Source organism: Acinetobacter lwoffii (assembly GCF_024129735.1).
In the GTDB taxonomy this organism is placed as follows: Bacteria; Pseudomonadota; Gammaproteobacteria; order Pseudomonadales; family Moraxellaceae; genus Acinetobacter; species Acinetobacter lwoffii_H.
Map to the genome: position 1 here is coordinate 1 of NZ_JAMXXK010000024.1, position 15,151 is coordinate 15,151.

17 protein-coding genes and 1 pseudogene are annotated in these 15,151 nt (G+C 42.0%); 14 read left to right on the plus strand and 4 right to left on the minus strand.

Annotated elements, in window-relative coordinates:
• Positions 1 to 86: 86 nt before the first annotated feature.
• The 8 genes and pseudogenes from NI469_RS08375 to NI469_RS08410 form a co-directional block, all read left to right on the plus strand.
• Positions 87 to 407, plus strand: a pseudogene (locus NI469_RS08375) (sulfate ABC transporter substrate-binding protein); the annotation flags it as partial.
• Between the two features lie 175 nt (positions 408 to 582).
• Entirely contained in the window at positions 583 to 1,596 is a 1,014-nt protein-coding gene (locus NI469_RS08380; RefSeq protein WP_004731673.1) for a sulfate ABC transporter substrate-binding protein, read from the plus strand.
• 32 nt (positions 1,597 to 1,628) lie between these two features.
• Entirely contained in the window at positions 1,629 to 2,234 is a 606-nt protein-coding gene (locus tag NI469_RS08385) for an RBBP9/YdeN family alpha/beta hydrolase (RefSeq protein WP_004731675.1), read from the plus strand.
• 86 nt (positions 2,235 to 2,320) lie between these two features.
• A complete protein-coding gene (gene cysT / locus NI469_RS08390; RefSeq protein ID WP_004279076.1) occupies positions 2,321 to 3,154 on the plus strand; it encodes a sulfate ABC transporter permease subunit CysT in 834 nt (277 codons plus the stop codon).
• A complete protein-coding gene (gene cysW, locus NI469_RS08395) occupies positions 3,151 to 4,044 on the plus strand; it encodes a sulfate ABC transporter permease subunit CysW (protein ID WP_004279077.1) in 894 nt (297 codons plus the stop codon). The genes cysT and cysW overlap by 4 nt, the downstream gene beginning before the upstream one ends.
• 11 nt (positions 4,045 to 4,055) lie before the next feature.
• Positions 4,056 to 5,117, plus strand: coding sequence for a sulfate/molybdate ABC transporter ATP-binding protein (locus NI469_RS08400; RefSeq protein WP_004731677.1), 1,062 nt, complete (start codon positions 4,056 to 4,058; stop codon positions 5,115 to 5,117).
• A 53-nt stretch (positions 5,118 to 5,170) separates the two neighbouring features.
• The gene (locus tag NI469_RS08405) at positions 5,171 to 6,094 is read left to right on the plus strand and encodes a CysB family HTH-type transcriptional regulator (RefSeq protein WP_004731679.1); all 924 of its coding nucleotides are present in this window, start codon (positions 5,171 to 5,173) and stop codon (positions 6,092 to 6,094) included.
• Between the two features lie 89 nt (positions 6,095 to 6,183).
• Positions 6,184 to 7,413, plus strand: coding sequence for an outer membrane protein transport protein (locus NI469_RS08410; RefSeq protein WP_253174836.1), 1,230 nt, complete (start codon positions 6,184 to 6,186; stop codon positions 7,411 to 7,413).
• Positions 7,414 to 7,473: 60 nt separating this feature from the next.
• Here NI469_RS08410 and carO read toward each other — a convergent pair whose 3' ends face one another.
• Positions 7,474 to 8,217, minus strand: a complete 744-nt coding sequence (carO, locus tag NI469_RS08415) for an ornithine uptake porin CarO (RefSeq protein ID WP_004731683.1) — start codon at positions 8,215 to 8,217, stop codon at positions 7,474 to 7,476.
• A 319-nt stretch (positions 8,218 to 8,536) separates the two neighbouring features.
• Here carO and dapD point away from each other — a divergent pair, with 319 nt between their 5' ends.
• From dapD to NI469_RS08440, 5 genes are all read left to right on the plus strand, one after another.
• Positions 8,537 to 9,358: a 2,3,4,5-tetrahydropyridine-2,6-dicarboxylate N-succinyltransferase gene (gene dapD, locus NI469_RS08420; protein WP_004731685.1), complete on the plus strand. Its 822-nt coding sequence runs from the start codon at positions 8,537 to 8,539 to the stop codon at positions 9,356 to 9,358.
• Positions 9,359 to 9,489: 131 nt separating this feature from the next.
• Entirely contained in the window at positions 9,490 to 10,200 is a 711-nt protein-coding gene (gene queE, locus NI469_RS08425; protein ID WP_253174838.1) for a 7-carboxy-7-deazaguanine synthase QueE, read from the plus strand.
• A gap of 34 nt (positions 10,201 to 10,234) precedes the next feature.
• Positions 10,235 to 10,903 carry a 7-cyano-7-deazaguanine synthase QueC gene (gene queC / locus NI469_RS08430; protein ID WP_004731688.1) on the plus strand — a complete coding sequence of 223 codons (669 nt, stop codon included), beginning with the start codon at positions 10,235 to 10,237 and terminating at the stop codon, positions 10,901 to 10,903.
• Positions 10,904 to 10,919: 16 nt separating this feature from the next.
• Positions 10,920 to 11,333 (plus strand): hypothetical protein, encoded by a 414-nt coding sequence (locus tag NI469_RS08435; RefSeq protein WP_004645640.1) that lies wholly within the window; start codon positions 10,920 to 10,922, stop codon positions 11,331 to 11,333.
• Positions 11,334 to 11,414: 81 nt separating this feature from the next.
• The gene (locus tag NI469_RS08440) at positions 11,415 to 11,873 is read left to right on the plus strand and encodes a peroxiredoxin (protein WP_004731690.1); all 459 of its coding nucleotides are present in this window, start codon (positions 11,415 to 11,417) and stop codon (positions 11,871 to 11,873) included.
• Positions 11,874 to 11,959: 86 nt separating this feature from the next.
• On the opposite strand, the gene NI469_RS08445 is transcribed toward NI469_RS08440, so the two are convergent.
• Complete coding sequence (locus tag NI469_RS08445; RefSeq protein WP_004731691.1) at positions 11,960 to 12,523, minus strand: YceI family protein; 564 nt, start codon at positions 12,521 to 12,523, stop codon at positions 11,960 to 11,962.
• A gap of 410 nt (positions 12,524 to 12,933) precedes the next feature.
• Positions 12,934 to 13,539 carry a LysE/ArgO family amino acid transporter gene (locus NI469_RS08450; protein ID WP_253174840.1) on the minus strand — a complete coding sequence of 202 codons (606 nt, stop codon included), beginning with the start codon at positions 13,537 to 13,539 and terminating at the stop codon, positions 12,934 to 12,936.
• A gap of 104 nt (positions 13,540 to 13,643) precedes the next feature.
• Here NI469_RS08450 and NI469_RS08455 point away from each other — a divergent pair, with 104 nt between their 5' ends.
• Complete coding sequence (locus NI469_RS08455) at positions 13,644 to 14,549, plus strand: LysR family transcriptional regulator ArgP (protein ID WP_004645644.1); 906 nt, start codon at positions 13,644 to 13,646, stop codon at positions 14,547 to 14,549.
• A 5-nt stretch (positions 14,550 to 14,554) separates the two neighbouring features.
• Here the strand turns inward: NI469_RS08455 and NI469_RS08460 are convergent, their stop codons facing one another.
• Positions 14,555 to 15,124, minus strand: coding sequence for a nicotinate-nicotinamide nucleotide adenylyltransferase (locus NI469_RS08460; protein ID WP_253147594.1), 570 nt, complete (start codon positions 15,122 to 15,124; stop codon positions 14,555 to 14,557).
• Positions 15,125 to 15,151: the final 27 nt, after the last annotated feature.

Consider the following 15,151-nt stretch of genomic DNA (forward strand, 5'->3'; position numbering starts at 1 on the left):
ACATTTGATTTCTAGAGTTATTCGCATTTCTCTATTTTATCAAAATTCAACCTGCTTTGTTTCAGCATACTTTTTGAAACACCACCGAAATCATTACTCCTTCTCTGTCTATTCTGGCTGAACCACCCGTGGCAATCGTAGAAAAAAATGCCAAGAAAGATGGTAATGAACATCTGGCCAAAGCCTATTTAAATTACCTCTATTCACCTGCTGGACAGACTGTGGCGGCGAAAAACTTTTACCGTCCACGTAATGCGAATGTATTAAAGCAATACAGTACCGTATTCAAGTCCTTAAAACTGGTCACCATTGATAAAGAATTTGGTGGCTGGACCAAGGTTCAGAAACAGCATTTTGACAATGGTGGTGTGTTTGATCAGATTGTCAAAACCAATCACGCAAAATAATACTTTAAATGCAGTTCATTATGGCCTTTATTCATAAGGCCATTCTTATTTCAAACACTTAAGAGCTTATTTATCTCTTTTTTTCATATAAAATTCATTTTTAATTATTTTTTATGCATAAAGAATAAGTTTATTCTGCGCTTATGTTACAGAACATATCAGAGATTCAGTCCAGATGAGCATTTCAAACACATTAAAACTTGGGGTTTTAGCAGCTGTTATCTCGGCAACCTCATTTGGTGCAGCAGCACGTGATTTTCTCAATGTATCCTATGATCCGACCCGTGAACTGTATGAAGATGTAAATAAGAATTTTGGCAAATATTGGGAAAGCCGTACCGGTCAAAAAATCAATTTCAAGCAATCGCATGGCGGTTCAGGCAAACAGGCACGTGCCGTGATTGATGGTCTGGATGCAGATATCGTAACGTTAGCATTGGCTGCCGATATTGATGTGCTGGCAGAAAAAGCTAAACTGTTACCTGCGGACTGGCAGAAGAAATTGCCGCAAAACTCGACGCCTTATACTTCAACCATCGTGTTCCTGGTGCGTAAAGGCAATCCGAAAGAGATTAAGGACTGGGGTGATCTGGTCAAACCGGGCGTAGCGATCATTACCCCAAACCCGAAAACTTCAGGCGGTGCACGCTGGAATTATCTGGCGGCTTGGGCTTGGGCCAAACATCAGGCGGGCGGCAACGATAAGACTGCGCAAGAATTTGTTCGTAAAATTTATAAAAATACCAAAGTTCTGGATTCCGGGGCACGTGGTTCAACCACGACCTTTGCTGAACGTGGCATTGGGGATGTTTTACTCGCATGGGAAAACGAAGCGCATTTAGCCCTTCGCGAACAGCCGGGCAAGTTTGAAATTATTACCCCTTCTCTGTCGATTCTGGCTGAGCCACCGGTGGCGATTGTAGAAAAAAATGCCAAGAAAAAAGGCAACCAGCACTTGGCTCAAGGTTATTTGAACTTCCTGTATTCGCCATTGGGTCAAGACCTGGCAGGTAAACATTATTATCGTCCACGTAATGCCAAAGTACTGGCCAAATACAGCCAAGTATTTAAGCCATTAAAACTGGTGACGGTTGATCAGGAATTTGGCGGCTGGAACAAAGTACAAAAGGCTCACTTTGAAAATGGTGGTGTATTTGACCAGATCGTTAAAGCCAACAGCGCGAAATAATTTTCCAAGCTGATTGATATAGGAGCATCGACATGATTCATACGCTTATCGTTCCTGGTGTAGGTGGCAGTGAATACAACCACTGGCAAACCTGCTTACAGCACCGGCTGATGCGATGCTCCCGTGTGCAGCAAAAGGACTGGAATCATCCGGTACTGGATATCTGGGTAGCAGAATTTGTCAAAACTCTGCAAGCCATTCCAGCAGAGGTTCAGATTGTCGCACACAGCTTTGGCTGTCTGACCAGTATTGCGGCCCTTGCCCGACATCCCGAACTCAATGCAAAAGTAAAAAATCTGCTATTGGTGGCACCAGCTAATCCGGCACGATTTGGGGAAAATGGTTTTTCGCGCGACAGTCAGACTGACTACAGCACCTATTTTCAACAGCTCAAGCTTCAGGTGCCCACCACGTTATTGATCAGTGAAAATGATCCCTGGTTAAGTTTTGAAGATGCCCACATACTGGCCCAAACCTGGAAAATCAAACCAATTAATCTGGGTGCAGTCGGTCATGTCAATGTCGCTTCTGGTTTTGGCCCTTTTCCTGAAATTGAACACTATTTGATTTCAGAAAACACTATGCCCCATATCAGCAAAGTTGATGAGAGCAAGTGTTATTTTAAATTTGCATTTTAGTCGCTGCAAATTATGCTTGTGCCCAAATTGTTTTTTTATTTTAGCTGATTGACTTCAATCAGCTTTCTCTCTTCTGAGGAGTAATCATGTCGCAGCGATCCCGAGTGCTGCCAGGATTTGGTCTTTCTCTAGGCTTTACCCTAGCGTATTTGTCATTAATCGTTTTGATCCCGCTGTCAGCTGTTTTTATTAAATCACTGGGCATTGGCTGGGATGGCTTATGGGAAATCCTGAGCTCTGAACGTATCTTGAAATCATTGCAGTTAAGTTTCACCGCGGCCATTGTCGCTGCACTGGTCAATGTAGTTTTTGGCCTGTTGCTGGCGTGGTGTCTGGTACGTTACAGCTTTCCGGGCAAACGCATAGTCGATGCTCTGGTAGATTTGCCATTTGCCTTGCCAACTGCAGTTGCGGGTATTGCCCTGACCTCTTTATATGCACCGACCGGCTGGATTGGTCAATATTTAGAACCAATTGGCATTCAAGTCGCTTATACCCCGATTGGTATTACATTGGCATTGATCTTTATTGGCCTGCCTTTTGTGGTGCGTACCGTCCAACCGGTACTGAGTGATCTGGAAACTGAACTGGAAGAAGCTGCATCTGCATTGGGTGCCAACCGTTTTCAGATTGTGACCAAAGTGATTTTTCCAATTCTTCTGCCTGCGCTGATCACTGGTTTTGCTTTGGCCTTTGCCCGTGGTGTCGGTGAGTATGGTTCGGTGATCTTTATTGCCGGTAACCAGCCTTTTGAAACGGAAATTGCACCGTTAATGATTATTTCTCGCCTAGAAGAATATGACTATGCCGGTGCAACCACGATTGCTGTCGTCATGCTACTGATTTCCTTCGTGATGCTATTCCTGATTAACTTATTACAGGCATGGGCTAGCCGTCGTACCGGGAGAACTGCGCGATGAGTTTAAATACCAACAGCAATGCGCTGGCTGAAAAGTTGCAATCCCGTGATGCAACCCGTGAGCCAACTTGGGTACGTTATACGCTGCTCACTATTGCCTTAATCTTCTTTTTAAGCTGCCTGATTCTGCCCTTGATTCTGGTTTTTGTTGAAGCCTTTAAACAAGGGGTTGGCGTTTATACCCAAGCGCTGGTGCATCCGGATACTCTGTCGGCAGTAAAACTTACCTTGCTGACGGCTGCAATCGCAGTACCGCTCAACGTCGTATTTGGTGTTGCGGCAGCCTGGTCTGTGGCGAAGTTTAACTTTCCAGGTAAATCATTCCTGACGACCATTATTGATCTCCCTTTCTCTGTTTCACCTGTGATTGCGGGTATGATGCTGGTACTGATTTTTGGTACCCAAGGCTGGATGGGCTCTTGGCTGATGGATCACGATATCAAGATCCTTTATGCAGTGCCTGCGATTGTCCTAGCGACTATCTTTATTACGGTACCTTTTGTTGCGCGTGAGCTAATTCCGTTAATGGAAGCACAAGGAACCGAAGAAGAAGAAGCTGCGATTGTACTCGGTGCATCTGGCTGGCAGACTTTCTGGAAAGTGACCCTGCCCAATATCAAATGGGGTCTGATCTATGGCGTGATTCTGTGTAATGCGCGGGCCATGGGTGAATTTGGTGCGGTGTCGGTGGTTTCCGGCCATATCCGTGGTGAAACCAATACCTTGCCGCTACACGTCGAAATTCTTTATAACGAATATACCTTTAGTGCTGCGTTTGCCGTGTCTTCGCTTCTGGCTCTCCTCGCAATTGTGACCCTGATTTTAAAAACATGGGTGGAACTGCGCCAGGAAAAACAAGACAAACGTAATGAAGATTCAACAGTTTCTTAAGGAATGCCCACATGAGTATTCAAGTACAAAATATTGAAAAACACTTTGGTGCATTCCATGCACTTAAAAATATCTCGCTGGATTTCCCAGATGGTCAACTGGTCGCACTTCTTGGTCCATCAGGCTGTGGTAAAACCACTTTGCTACGGATTATTGCCGGTCTGGAATCAGCAGATGGCGGTCAGGTTATTCTTGAGGGCGAAGATGCTACCAATGTGCATGTACGGGAGCGTGAAGTTGGTTTTGTATTCCAGCACTATGCCTTGTTCCGCCATATGACGGTATTTGACAATATTGCCTTTGGCCTGCGTGTGCGTCCACGTAAAACTCGTCCATCGGAAGCGGAAATTAAAAAACGTGTGACACGTTTACTCGACTTGGTTCAGCTCGGTTTCCTTGCTGACCGATATCCAGCTCAACTTTCTGGGGGTCAGCGTCAGCGTATTGCCCTTGCACGTGCTCTGGCCGTTGAACCACGTGTATTATTACTAGATGAACCTTTCGGTGCACTGGATGCCAAAGTGCGTAAGGAACTGCGTCGCTGGTTACGTACCCTGCATGACGAATTGCATATTACTTCGATCTTCGTGACTCATGATCAGGAAGAAGCACTTGAAGTTGCAGATCAGATCGTAGTAATGAACAAAGGCAATGTAGAGCAGATCGGTTCACCGCGTGAGGTCTATGAAACCCCGAAAACTCCATTTGTATTCGACTTTTTGGGTCAGGCGAACCGTTTTGAAGGTCAGAACCATGGCGGCCTCATCCAACTCGGCGAAGACCGCATTCAATTTGAGGGTGCAAAAAATGCCGCTCAAGGTGAAGTGATTTTATTCGCGCGTCCAGATGAACTACGCATTCATGCACAGCCACACGACAATGCCATTCAAGCGACTTTCATTCGTGAATTATGGATCGCGGGTAAAGTCGTTGCAGAGCTAAATGACCGTCAAGGCAATCTGATTGAAATTTTACTGACGCCTGATGAAGCGAGAGCGCACCAATTCCGCCCAAATCAAACTGTTTGGTTAAGTGCGGTGAACTTGCATTTATTTGAAAACCAGGTCGCTTAAGATCAAAAGATGGGGCTTTAAAATGCCCCATCCTCTTCTAGGGTAAGAGAATTATGAATTTCCAACAATTAAGAATTATACGAGAAACGGTTAGACAAAACTTTAATTTAACTGAAGCTTCTGCTGCGCTTTATACTTCACAGTCCGGGGTAAGTAAGCATATTAAAGATCTGGAAGATGAACTGGGGGTGCAGTTATTTATCCGTAAAGGTAAACGTCTACTGGGCTTAACCGAACCAGGTCAGGCACTTTTAGGCATTGTGGAACGCATGCTGGTCGATGCCGACAATATCAAACGTCTGGCCGATGATTTCAATAAAGTCGATGAAGGCACATTGACGATTGCCACGACGCATACCCAGGCGCGTTATGTGTTGCCACCAATTGTCAGCCAATTCAAAAAAGAATTCCCTAAAGTACATTTGATTTTGCAACAGGCCAGCCCGATGGAAATTACGGAAATGCTGCTGGAAGGCCAAGCCGATATCGGTATTGCGACTGAAGCCCTGACGACTGAAGACAATCTGGCCAGCGTGCCTTATTATAACTGGCAACACAGTATTATTACGCCGCAAAATCATCCGCTGGCGAGTAAGGAAAACATCCGGATTGAAGATCTGGCTCACTACCCGATTATTACCTATCATGGTGGTTTTACCGGTCGTTCCAAGATTGATACTGCTTTTGAAGAAGCCGGCTTTGATGTCAATATCGTGATGTCCGCACTCGATGCCGATGTGATTAAAACCTATGTCGAAATGAACATGGGCGTGGGTATCGTCAACGATGTCGCTTATAACCCTGAGCGCGATTATCGTTTAAAGCAAATTAAAACCGACATTTTTGGTGTCAATACCACCTGGATTGCGGTACGTAAAGGACATTTACTGCGTGGCTATGGCTACGAGTTTATTTCCCTATGCTCGCCAGATGCCAATATTAAAGCACTTAAAAAAGTCGCCTATCCAGACGACTGAACTAAATTCAGGCTTTAAACTCAAGAGGCTCATTGGCCTCTTTTTTATTTTTTGAGTAGATAAAGAATATAAATATCAAGCATAATCACATGCATAATAAATTGAATTATACCAAGATGATCAATAATAAATTTGCTCTTTTCTCCGTGGGCTTGTTTTTCTCCGGGTCAGGTTATGCAGCAGCGTTTGAACAATCTAACCAAAGCATCCAATCGTTTTTTGAAAAAAATCATTATGCTGAAGTTTCATTGGCCTGGGTTCGCCCTGATATCAGCGGTCAGGTACAACATACCGAAGAGCTACAAAAATTAGGCATCATCGATTTTTCTACAGGAAATCTTGCCCATAGCCAATGGGTTTCCAATGCCGCATTAAAATTCCAGTTAAATCCTCAAGTGTCGTGGGGACTGATTTATGATCGGCCTTATTCTATAGATATCGCTTATCATTATGATCCTGTTTTTGCAGGTGCGGCACTTCCCATTGAGGCTGCTACCATTCAGTTTGAGAGCCATAATTTGACCTCATTAATTGGCTTTCAACCAGACGCTGACTGGAATTTTTATACAGGGCTAAGTTATCAAAGCTTAGAGGGAAATTTATATTTAGCCGGGCAGACATTTTATATATTCAATGGTTATCGAGCCACATTTGAACGAGATCCCGCTTGGGGCTGGCTTGCAGTAATCAGTTATCAGATTCCTGAATATTTTTTTAGAACCGCACTGACCTATCGTTCTGCAATTACTCATCACAATAAAACCACTGAATCAATTATTGTAGGTACAAATCCAGCACCTTATACAGAAATTCAAACTCCACAGTCTGTGAACTTGGATTTTCAGACAGCTTTAACTGATCAAAATGCGCTCTATGGCACGCTGCGTTGGTCAAACTGGCAGAATTTCGTGATCCAGCCACCTAAATTTGGCGCTGTAATTGACTATGCGGCCTTACAGTTCCCTGAAGTAAAACCTTTTAGAATGATTGATTATCGTGAGGATCAATGGTCTGGCAAAATCGGACTTGCCCATCAATGGTCATCTTTTGGCATAAATTCGATTGAACTTTTATGGGATTCTGGTACAGGAAATCCGGCTTCAACCTTGAATCCGAGTGATGGCTATTGGGGTATCGGACTAGGTCATCTTTATAAGATTCAAGAAACCTGGGATATTGCTACTGGACTATATTATTTAAAGTTTCAAAAACCTGAAATTTCCTCATCCGAACCTATGACGCCACAGATTGCAGGTTTATCTGCAGTTTCTGAAAATAGTGCTTTGATCCTAGCTTTGAAACTGGGTTATCACTTTTAAAATTGTTCTAAAAATATAAAAAAACGGGCCGAAGCCCGTTTTTTTATATTAAGTTAAATCTTAGAAGCGGAAGCTCACACCTAGTTTCGCTACTGGTAACCATTCGTATTTATTGTCGTTACGAATATCACGTTCTTCTTGAGCAAGAGCATCTTCTAAACTGTTACCTTCGCTTCCTGGGCCTACTGCTATTAAAGCTTCTGGATTAGCAGTTAAATTTGCAGTTGGATTTCCATTATAGTAGGCACCAATTTCACCAAATACTCCCCAACGATTAGTAATCGCGGGAGAAAAACCGATACCTACATAAGGAGCAATGTTGTTCTTGTAGGATAAATCACCACTAATACGAACATCGGCACCAGTTGGATTGCTAAAGCGTTCTCCACCTACTGTAAATGAAGCATTAGTACCTGGACGACGTTCTAGACCATAATCATTATCAATATAACCTACCCCAGCCGCCATATAGAACCAGTTTGCCCAAGGACGAATTTCAGCATTTAGATAAGTCAGGTTATTGTCCATATCTAGGTCATAATCAGAACCATTGATTGATAAATCATCAGACCAGGAAATATCACCGCCGTTATAACCTAAAGTGACACCTACATATGGGTTAGCACTCCAGGAAATTGCACCACCATAACCGGTAGTACCGACTTCAGCACGAACAGAAGCTGGTTTAAAGAAAGAGAATTCAGCAACGCCTTCATCTGTTACGATTGTTTCATCAGCAGCCATCGCAGAACTCGCTGCTAGAGCTAAGACTGATACTGCTAAAATGTTATGTAAAGATTTCATTATTTCTCTCCTCAAAAGAACTTATTTTGATCATTAGTTATTCGTGATAGGCTCAATATAAAGGACTTAAAAAATATTTTTTATTCGCATTTTGCTCATCTTTTGTTATTTTTTGATACAAATTAATTTTTCTTGTTCAGAACCAAGCATTTTCTAACACTTCTCCTACATTTCAACATAATGAAAAAGTATACTTATCACTTTAATAATTTCACGCTTTCTACACTTTTGGTTATTTTTCATCTATTTTTAGTGCTTTCAACTATTTTTCCTGCAATATAGTGTAAAATCTAGAAAATTTTTTTCTGGAAGGAAGATCATGTCGCAGCTTTCAACAATCATTGAACAAGCGTTTGAAGACCGTGCGAATTTTACAGCTGCAGATTGCTCTGCTGAAATCCGTCAAGCAGTTGAGGAAGTAATTGCTGGTCTAGACAATGGTACTTTACGTGTTGCTGAAAAAATCGATGGTGAATGGGTTGTTCATCAATGGATTAAAAAAGCGGTATTGTTATCATTTAAATTGAACGACAACAAACCAATGGAAGCTTGTGATCTTCGTTTCTATGACAAAGTAGAGACTAAATTCTCAGGTTGGACTGAAGAACAATTTAAGGCTGCTGGTGTACGTGTCGTACCACCTGCTGTCGCACGTAAAGGTTCTTTCCAGGCCAAAGGCGTGATCTTGATGCCTTCTTATGTCAACATCGGTGCTTATGTAGATGAAGGCACGATGGTTGATACCTGGGCAACTGTCGGTTCATGTGCGCAAATTGGTAAAAATGTTCACTTGTCAGGTGGTGTAGGGATTGGTGGTGTGCTTGAACCACTGCAAGCGAATCCAACCATTATTGAAGATAACTGCTTTATCGGTGCACGTTCTGAAATCGTTGAAGGCGTAATCGTTGAAGAAGGTTCTGTAATTTCAATGGGTGTATTCATTGGTCAATCGACCAAGATTTATGACCGTACCACTGGCGAAATCCACTACGGCCGTGTACCAGCAGGTTCAGTCGTTGTTGCTGGTAGCCTCCCTTCTAAGTGTGGCACTTACAGCCTGTATGCTGCCATCATCGTGAAAAAAGTTGATGCACAAACTCGTTCTAAAACAAGTCTGAACGATCTATTACGTGAAGACTAAGATGTCTTAACTTAGAGGACACATTTGTGTTCCTCGGAGCTTCAACTGCTCCTCGTCTCTACGATTAGTAATAATCGTAGGGATTTTTATTTTTATATCCGGTTATTTATTTCTCATTGGTTAGTTTTGTTATGAATACGCTTCGATCTTCCGCAATTCCTGTCTCTGATCCGTCTGCGGGTTTACGCATTACGGAGATTTTCTATTCATTGCAAGGTGAAGCCAATGCCGCAGGACTGCCAACGGTATTTATCCGTTTAACCGGTTGTCCATTACGTTGTAGCTATTGTGATACCACCTATTCCTTTGAAGGCGGTGAGCGTCAGTCTCTGGACGATATTATCCAGACCACGCTAGATTTTAAAACCCCTTATGTCTGTGTGACCGGTGGTGAACCACTGGCACAACCAAATGCCCTACCCCTGATGCAGCGACTTGCAGATTTAGGATGTCAGGTTTCACTTGAAACCAGTGGCGCTTTAGATGTGTCCAAAGTGGATTCACGTATTTCTAAAGTTTTAGATTTAAAAACACCAAATTCAGGTGAAGTTGCACGGAATTTGCTTTCTAATCTGGATCATTTAACTGCACATGATCAAATCAAGTTCGTAATATGCAATCGTGAAGATTATGAATGGTCAAAACAACAACTTGAACAGTACCAACTTCAAGACAAAGTGAGTACAGTTTGGTTTTCGCCTGCATTTGCGGTCGAAAAAGGTGCGGTTCGTTTACCGCCACTGGCACGTGATTTGGCTCAGTGGATTTTAGAAGACCATCTCCCTGTTCGTTTCCAGTTACAGCTGCACAAGTTGTTATGGAATGATGAAACTGGTCGTTAATTTTTTGTAAAGTATTTTTTTGGAGAATCAGCTTATGCGCCCTCGTGCCATTGTCCTGTTATCTGGCGGTTTAGACTCAACCACATGTCTGGCTTGGGCACAGGCACGCTATGAATGTATCGCACTCAGTTTTCGATATGGTCAGCGTTCAACGACCGAGCTGGATGCAGCAAAAGCTTTAACGCAACGTGCGGGTGTGGAACATCGAGTGATCAATATTGATCTGGGTAATCTGGGTGGCTCAGCCCTTACCGATCATAGTATTGAGGTACCCGACCATGAACAGGCTGGCATTCCGATTACTTACGTTCCTGCACGTAATACTATCTTCTTGTCTTACGCTCTAGCCGCGGCAGAAGTGTTCGAAGCTGAAGCGATTGTCATCGGAATTAATGCGGTTGATTACTCCGGTTATCCGGATTGCCGTCCGGAATTTATCGAGGCATTTGCCAACATGGCACGCCTTGCGACCAAGGTTGGCGTAGAGGGTCAGGCGCTCAAATTTGAAACACCTTTGTTACATTTATCCAAAGCAAATATCATTCGCTTAGGTATTGAACATGGCGTAGACTACAGTCAAACGGTGTCATGCTATCAAGCAGATGACCAAGGACGTGCCTGTGGCAAATGCGATAGTTGTCGTTTACGTAAACAGGGTTTTGCGGACGCAGGTGTTGAAGACCCGACACGTTATATACCGTAATAACAAGGTAGAGTTTATGAAGAATTTAAAATCAAGCATCGTGCTTTCAGCAATTGTTTCAGCTGCTGCTATGTTCGCAACTACGGCTCAAGCGGCTGATGACAAATTACAACAAGCTTATAAAAGCACCAATGTAAAATCTGCATTGATCAATGTTTGTAAAAATGAAACTGGCAAAAGCAAAAAATTGACATCTGCTGAAGTCAGCAAATATTGTGGTTGTGCTATTGAAGCAGATGGCAAATTAACCAATGCACAAAAATGGGAAATTCAAAGCACCATTAACCAGAAGAAAAGCCCAGGCACTTTAGCTTTTGTACAGAAGCAGAATAAAGATCTTCAAGCATGCTTTGGTCCACAGTTAACAGGCAAACTGAAAACTTTGACTGAAGAAGCAATGAAATCAGCTCAAGCGGCACCAAAGAAATAAGATCTGATTATTCTTTGATAAAATAAGCCACTATAATGTGGCTTATTTTTTTGAAAAAATTTAAAGAAAACAGGAGTTTTTATGTCTGAAATTAGTTTGCTTGACCAGAATTTTCCTGCGACGACAGGCGAAATCAATTTAACCCAGTTAAATACAGAATGGCTGGTGATTTATTTTTATCCTAAAGATTCTACGCCAGGCTGTACGACTCAGGCAGTTGGCTTTTCCTGTTTAAAAGATCAGTTCGATGCTTTAAATACCACAATTCTTGGCGTATCCCGTGATTCGGTAAAAGCTCATCAGAACTTTACTGAAAAGCAGAACCTGAGTATTAACCTGATCAGTGATAAAGAAGAAGTGTTGTGCAATCACTTTGATGTGATTAAAGAAAAGAACATGTATGGTAAACAAGTGATGGGCATTGAGCGTTCAACTTTTATTTTCCATAATGGCCAACTGGTCAAAGAATACCGTAAGGTCAAAGCAGCAGGTCACGCAGAACAAGTTCTGGAAGATTTAAAAGCTTTACAAGCTGCTTAATTGCATGCTTGTGTATAAATAGAAGCTCGAAATATTCGGGCTTTTTTTACAATAAATGTCATATCATCAAGTATTTTATATCTACCCTAGTTCATTTCACACTGTCCCGAAAGATGAAGATTCACTTTATCTCCTACCCCGGCAATTCCTTTTTTCATACCAAAATCCCTACGGTTAATCACAGCAGATGCCTGAACATCAAGCAGGTTGGTATTCGACATACTGGGTTTAAAGGTTGTTTCGAAAATCACAGGCTTGGTCACACCACGCAGGGTTAAATGACCTAAAACATTGTATTTGCCATTGCCCAATTCTTTAAACTGGATACTTTTAAAAATTACAGTCTTATATTTTTCTACATAAAATAGGTCTTCGCCCAGAATCATATGTTTAAATAGCGGCTTACTAAAGCTTAAACTTTCCACATCCATGACCAGATGGGTTGAGGCATTTTGCGGTGCTTTAGCATCAAACTGCATCGTGGATTGAACCTGATTGAACTTGGCTTTAACTACAGTAAGACCCATCGACTTGATCTCAAAACCGACATCACTTTTGGGAGTTAAGGTCCATGATCTTGCAAAAGACTGACTGGTCAAAGCTAAACAGATCGCCAAGCTAAGGAGCCCAGTTTTTATTGTTGTTTTCAATTTTAAATCCACCTTGTTTAATTTCTTATTGATCGGATTTAAGTACACGGCTTAATCTGAAACTAAATTTTCTTGTTTTTTGAGCGAACAGGTTTTCGTTATTTTTATACCAGTTTATTGAAGTTTTTGTAAAATCATTCATGACTAACGGACAAAATGCTTGTGCTGGTTTTTCTCTGATAAGTGGCCCTGCTAGGCTAGCAGGAGATTGTTTTCATCTTATAAAATTCTGATTTTAAAATTTTTTTATACCAGACAGATCGTTTATTTTAAGCTCAATATATATTGAAATATCTATGTGCTTGCAGTACTGAAAAGAGTTGTTTTCTGCGCTGACCATTCTCGATACCTATCTAAAATGACACGCTTGGTCAACTTCTTAACCGATCTATCGGCTTTTGTAGCCTGAATCAAATACTGAGGATTAATGACACCGCGACGCCCCACATGGTACAGGCAATAATAGCATCCAGTATTTTCCATGCTTTTGGATGCTGGAACCAAGGCGTCAGTATCTTTGCCCCATATCCCAAACTAAAGAAAAAGAACCAGGAAGCACAGACAGCACCTAAAGCAAACCACCATTTTCCTAAGGCGTATTGGGTTGAAATTGATCCAATCAATATGACTGTGTCTAAGTAAACATGCGGATTTAGCCAAGTAAAAGCCAGGCAGATCATCAGTACTTGTAGAAAATGCTCTGTTAGCTGGTCACTTGGTGCCAAAACCTCTGTTGATTTAAATGCGCTGATCGCATGATGCAAACCATAATAAAACAGGAATCCTGCACCAATATATTTAGAAAATATAACAATATCTGGATAATGTTCAATGATACGCGCAAAGCCTAGTACGCCAAGCAGAATTAAAATGGAATCAGACAAGGCACAAATCACACAGACCCAGAACACATGCTGCTGTTTTAAACCTTGTTTTAATACAAAAGCATTCTGTGCACCGATACTGACAATCAGGCTCATTCCCACAGCAAAACCACTCACCATATAACTAAACATCACATTCCCCTTTTTTTGAATAAATGAATTATTCAACAAAATGAGTGCGATTAATTAAAACTAAGTTAATATCAATTTAACTAAATTATTTTTAGATAACAGCTATGCTGAATGCGAAACAATGTGAGGCTTTTTATGCAGTTGCAAAAACGGGAAGTTTCGATCTGGCTGCCGAACAGCTAAATATTACCGCCTCGGCAGTGACCCTACGTGTTCAAAGTCTGGAAAAAAAATTGGGACAATTGCTTTTGGTGAGAGATCGGCCTTGCCGCGTGACCCAATCCGGACAAACTTTATTGCATTATTTACAGCATCAACGTTTGCTAGAACAGAATCTGATGCAGGATTTGGGTGGACAGCTGCAACATGAAGGTTTCTACTGCCTGAATATTGCCACCAATGCTGATTCACTCGCGACCTGGCTATTACCAACCTTACAAACCCAGCTGATCCAGCATAAAATTGTGCTGCATTTTCAGGTAGATGATCAATCACAGACTCATCATCTGTTAGAAGCAGGTCTCGTCAATGCCTGTTTGAGTACAGAGAGTAAGGCAATGAAAGGTTGCCGGGCTGAGTTGATCGGACAGATGCAGTATCGTCTGGTCGCCACCCCTGACTTTTCCCGAAACTGGTTTCATCAAGGGGTACATCGGGATGCGCTACGCCTTGCCCCTGCCATTATTTTTAATGAAAAAGACCAACTCCATACCCAATTTATTCAGCACGAATTTGGCCTGAACCTTGCTCAATATCCTCATTTCTTTATTCCATCGACCCATGCATTTTTTGATGCGATTGTCATGGGTCTAGGATATGGCTGGCTGCCGGACTATCAAACCAGGGATTTGCTGGAGTCAGGTCGACTGCTTGAACTTTCAAGTGAGATGCGAATTGAAGTACCCTTGTATTGGCATCACTGGAAAGAACAGTCGTCTGCCCTGGAAATTTTAGGCGAATGTTTGAAACAGCATGCTCAAACTACCATGAATCAACCCATAACAACCTGATACTTTTAAACTAGATTGGTTTTATCATTCTGGGCAAATTTTTCACTGAGTTGCTGATAGGTCGTGGTTTTTTGGAAATTCTCTAGAAAATCAATTGTGCCTTGTGGAAATTTATCCCGTTGAATTTCGCCACGATAATAAGCTTCACGCATCGGCGTGGCGGATAAGGCATCTTCAAGACTGTCAAGTTCGACCATTTCCCATTCTGGAAAAAACTTTAAATAATAAGAAGAATCATCTTTAAAATGCCCGATCAGTCCGATTTTAGCATCCGGTTCAATAACCTGATTCACCAGCGATTTCACCAGTTTTTGCCATTTTTCATCATTATAAACATCTATGACTTCTACAAATTTGATCCGAGCCCGATTTTCTGGACTAAAATTTGACAGGATCATGGCTTCACGCTCCGAAGCCAAAAATGGATTCTTGATATTACGTTCATTTTGTGCAGAACCAAGAGCCAAAATCACATTCTGACTGTGCTGCAGGGCAATGTTAATGGTTTGCATGTGTGCCAGATGAAAAGGCTGAAAACGGCCAATGAAAACCAGATAATCAAATGTATAGTTCATAAGGGATCAGTTTTTTATGACTCATGA

Coding starts and splice junctions, on each gene's coding strand:
- NI469_RS08380 (WP_004731673.1), top strand. CDS start 583: ATGAGCATTTCAAACACATTAAAACTTGGGGTTTTAGCAGCTGTTATC.
- NI469_RS08385 (WP_004731675.1), top strand. CDS start 1,629: ATGATTCATACGCTTATCGTTCCTGGTGTAGGTGGCAGTGAATACAAC.
- cysT (WP_004279076.1), top strand. CDS start 2,321: ATGTCGCAGCGATCCCGAGTGCTGCCAGGATTTGGTCTTTCTCTAGGC.
- cysW (WP_004279077.1), top strand. CDS start 3,151: ATGAGTTTAAATACCAACAGCAATGCGCTGGCTGAAAAGTTGCAATCC.
- NI469_RS08400 (WP_004731677.1), top strand. CDS start 4,056: ATGAGTATTCAAGTACAAAATATTGAAAAACACTTTGGTGCATTCCAT.
- NI469_RS08405 (WP_004731679.1), top strand. CDS start 5,171: ATGAATTTCCAACAATTAAGAATTATACGAGAAACGGTTAGACAAAAC.
- NI469_RS08410 (WP_253174836.1), top strand. CDS start 6,184: ATGCATAATAAATTGAATTATACCAAGATGATCAATAATAAATTTGCT.
- carO (WP_004731683.1), bottom strand. CDS start 8,217: ATGAAATCTTTACATAACATTTTAGCAGTATCAGTCTTAGCTCTAGCA.
- dapD (WP_004731685.1), top strand. CDS start 8,537: ATGTCGCAGCTTTCAACAATCATTGAACAAGCGTTTGAAGACCGTGCG.
- queE (WP_253174838.1), top strand. CDS start 9,490: ATGAATACGCTTCGATCTTCCGCAATTCCTGTCTCTGATCCGTCTGCG.
- queC (WP_004731688.1), top strand. CDS start 10,235: ATGCGCCCTCGTGCCATTGTCCTGTTATCTGGCGGTTTAGACTCAACC.
- NI469_RS08435 (WP_004645640.1), top strand. CDS start 10,920: ATGAAGAATTTAAAATCAAGCATCGTGCTTTCAGCAATTGTTTCAGCT.
- NI469_RS08440 (WP_004731690.1), top strand. CDS start 11,415: ATGTCTGAAATTAGTTTGCTTGACCAGAATTTTCCTGCGACGACAGGC.
- NI469_RS08450 (WP_253174840.1), bottom strand. CDS start 13,539: ATGTTTAGTTATATGGTGAGTGGTTTTGCTGTGGGAATGAGCCTGATT.
- NI469_RS08455 (WP_004645644.1), top strand. CDS start 13,644: ATGCTGAATGCGAAACAATGTGAGGCTTTTTATGCAGTTGCAAAAACG.
- NI469_RS08460 (WP_253147594.1), bottom strand. CDS start 15,124: ATGAACTATACATTTGATTATCTGGTTTTCATTGGCCGTTTTCAGCCT.